Origin of the sequence: Methylobacterium sp. UNC300MFChir4.1 (assembly GCF_900110155.1) — a bacterium.
GTDB lineage: Bacteria > Pseudomonadota > Alphaproteobacteria > Rhizobiales > Beijerinckiaceae > Methylobacterium.
Genome location: NZ_FOCS01000066.1, coordinates 1 through 3,375 on the forward strand (window position 1 = coordinate 1; position 3,375 = coordinate 3,375).

Genomic DNA, 3,375 nt, shown 5'->3' on the forward strand with positions numbered 1-3,375 from the left:
GCCCTGCGGGCCGAGGGCCGGTCTGTCAGCCGCGGACGGGTGGAGCGCCTCATGCGCCGGCACGGCATCCGTGCCCTGGCGGGGCGTCGGTTCCGCCCCGGCGGGATCCACCGCCATGGGCTCGGGTGCGGTCACCGCCGGCACGAAAGCCGGCAGCGCCGCGGCCTAGCGCGCCTCCACCTGAACAGCTGCTGCGGGGTCAACCCGTGGCGGCGGGCCACCACCGACACTACCGCGCCCGGAACGAACGTCTCCTCCAGGATCCGCGCCCGGTCGTCGGCGCTCCAGCGCCTGCGGCCAACCGCGCCGTCGATCACCCCGAAACGCCGGACTGTCCCCTCCGGCTCAAGTCTACAGTCAAGTCGAGACACAAAATCGATCCTCTCGTGCGGATCGTCAAACTGCCTGGTCAGGTTGCCCCACAGAAGATGGGTCCGAAACATCGCTTACGATGAAGGCGGTGAGCGTCCCAGATCCGCCGCATGCCTCACCGCCTGCGTGAATCCTCTGTCCGTGCCACTGTACTAGATATATTAACTGATCGCACATAGATACTTCCTCTCTGCGCCAGAGTCCTAGGGTGTGAACCGAACCAAGCCGTTGCGGGGTCTGTCGTTTTGTGATTCCAGGCGGCCGTTTTAGGGCTTGGAGGCGGTGATGGCGGACCTGTTCTGGCTCTCGGATGAGCAATAGGCGGTGATCGGACCGTTCATGCCCAAGGATCAGCCCGGACCTGAGCGCAAGGACGACCGGCAAATCATCTCTGGCATCCTGCACGTGCTGACGTCGGGCTGCCGCTGGCGCGATTGCCCGGCCGCCTACGGCCCGCGGACCACGGTCTACAACCGCTTCAACCAATGGTCGCGGCGCGGCTTCTGGAAAGCCATGCTCGCCGCGCTGGCCAAGACCGGATGGACGGGCGATGCGGCCACCCTCGACAGCAGCTACGTCCGCGCCCACCGCTCTGCCCATGGCGGAAAAGGGGGGGGCGACGGCGCAGGCCATTGGCCCGTCGCGCGGCGGCCAGACTACCAAGATCCACGCGCTCACTGACGTCCTCGGCCGCCCTGGCGTCCTCCTGCTGACGCCCGGCAACGCCAGCGATGTGACCACCGTGCCTGCGGTGCTGGCCGAAGCGCCAGGCCGGATCCAACGTCTGGCAGCCGACAAGGGCTACGATGCCGACTGGCTGCGCGCTGACCTCCGCAAGAGTGGCATCACGCCGGTCATCCCGGGCAAGCGCGGCCGCAAGCGGAAGATCCGCCACGACAAGAGCCGCTATCGGGAGCGGTGGCGGATCGAGGCGACCTTCAACCGCCTCAAGGACTTTCGCCGGATCGCCACCCGCTACGACAAGCTCGCACGCAACTACGCCTCGGCCCTCGCTCTGGCCGCCGTCATCGCATTCTGGAGCTGATCGAGTCCAAACCCTAGGTTGCACTGAGTGAAGTCAATCTTGATAACGTATAATTAACTCGCCACCGCAGCCGTCACGTTGGAACCAACGGCCGCAGTTCGATTGGTCTTACGCCAAATATTTATGCGACTGACTCATTCAATAATGTGCGATTCGTCCCAAGTTCCGCTCAGCCGGAGCGTTTGCGCGGGGGAGCAAGTGCTGCTCTACGAAGCCGGACGTGGGCTGGATCGCCGCGAGGCTCATCAGGGTTAGAAGGGTCGATGTAGTCCACTTAGTACCCTTTCTAACAAATTCGCTATAGTTTGGCGTAATTGCCAGCGCTGCTCCGCTGTTCCGTGAGGTTGGAGCGTAAGCGCCGATTCTTCTGCCGCATCTAGATCATCGGCTTGATCGAAGTGTTCTACGCGCTTCAACATCTCACGCGCGACGCGCTTTGGATCAGGAACGCGCCAGCCAACGCCAAAGCCCTCGACCTGTGAGTAAGAAGTTTTGAATGCATAGTAGTACACCGACTTTGTCTGATTAAAATGATCAAATAGAAGATAATTTGCATTGATCTGTGGACTCCAATTTAGTCCGACAATACGCCTGCCCGGGGCGGTGAATGCAGAGGTATGAAAAGCAGATGTTGAGGGGCCAATGATATATTTGTGAGCAGACAATAGACGCACCTGCTCCGCAAAAGTGAGCTCTTCTGGATACGCAATGTCTGCACCACCGCGGCTAAGCTCTCCCTCGATGCATTTCTCATTTATGAGCCGCGACATACCTACGCGCAGTTTTGATTTGGATAGATACAGAGGTCGATTCTCTATATTGATCTTATCTTTATCCCAATATTTTTTACCAACAAGTCCGCACAGATCACCAAAAACTGAGTAAACGTATTTTCGCTCCCGGAAAGAAGGCTCTGCAAACATAATGTTCGCGATTCGGACAGGGCGGTCAAACGAAATTACATCTTCTCGGCGGATATCTAGACCGGCCAGGATCTCGTAAAGTGTATCATGCTCTGGACTTTCCGGTCGGGATTTTAGGCGATGGCATAATATTTTTGGTCTTTCGCCGTTCTCCAATATAATTGGCCAAAAATGCGAAAGCGTATCGATTAGAAAGTGGCCGTAATGCAATACAAACAATCCAACGTATAGATACACGCCGCTTGGAGCTTTCTCCACTCTATCAAAAGTGCCGTCGGATAAGGTTTCTGGTATGCCTAGTCCCGTGTAATATATTCGTTCGCCTTCGGAGAACAGGCCCCAAGTGCCAGAATTATCTTCAGGAATGTAGATGGCGTCTTTTGCGAAACCCACCTCCGGAAGTTGATTGCGCATTGCATAGTCGCCCCATACGGAGCGGCAGCGTTTGAGCCTTGTGGTAGCCATTTGGTTTGATGCACCGGATGCTATGAGCATACCATGATAAAGAGTTTGTCGCACTTTAAGGGCAAATAGCCACTGGCAGAAGCGCCAACGGAGCTATGCGGGAGATTGGGTAACGACGGTGTGTTGAAGGCGGCGTATCGAGGCGGGTGTCGAGCCTGCCAGAACCTCTCAGCGAGAGCGATACGCCATGGAGACACCTACCAACGTCGTCCGACTTAGTCATCCCGAAGACCTCGACGATCCCCTGACCGAGGTGCTGCGCAGCGGCGCCCGCCGCCTGTTCGCCCAAGCTGTGGAGCAGGAAGCCGCGACCTTCTTGAGCGCGATGCAGGATCTGCGGCTGCCGGATGGACAGGCCCTGACCTTGCCCCCTGGTCTGCCCTCATTCTGAAGCTAGAGTCCGTCGATCGGGAGACGGACGATGAAGAAGAGCCGGTTCAGCGAAGAGCAGATCATCGGCATCCTGAAGGAGCAGTGATCCTCCCTCGGCGTCGCGGACACCTCTGATACGCTCATGCTGAGCGTGGAAGGTGTCGGATGGCGAAGACGAGACGAGAGTTCACGCCCGAG

2 protein-coding genes and 1 pseudogene are annotated in these 3,375 nt (G+C 58.4%); 2 read left to right on the top strand and 1 reads right to left on the bottom strand.

The window, feature by feature from the left end:
- Window positions 1–711: 711 nt before the first annotated feature.
- A protein-coding gene (locus BMY19_RS30235; protein ID WP_244535087.1) for an IS5 family transposase occupies window positions 712–1,417 on the top strand; the annotation gives its coding sequence in 2 pieces (ribosomal slippage) (window positions 712–978 and window positions 980–1,417; 705 coding nt in all).
- Between the two features lie 251 nt (window positions 1,418–1,668).
- Here the strand turns inward: BMY19_RS30235 and BMY19_RS30240 are convergent.
- Window positions 1,669–2,805, bottom strand: a complete 1,137-nt coding sequence (locus BMY19_RS30240; RefSeq protein WP_170863091.1) for a glycosyltransferase family 61 protein — start codon at window positions 2,803–2,805, stop codon at window positions 1,669–1,671.
- Between the two features lie 187 nt (window positions 2,806–2,992).
- Here BMY19_RS30240 and BMY19_RS30245 point away from each other — a divergent pair.
- Window positions 2,993–3,163 (top strand): annotated as a pseudogene (locus tag BMY19_RS30245) (IS256 family transposase); the annotation flags it as partial.
- Between the last annotated feature and the right edge of the window lie 212 nt (window positions 3,164–3,375).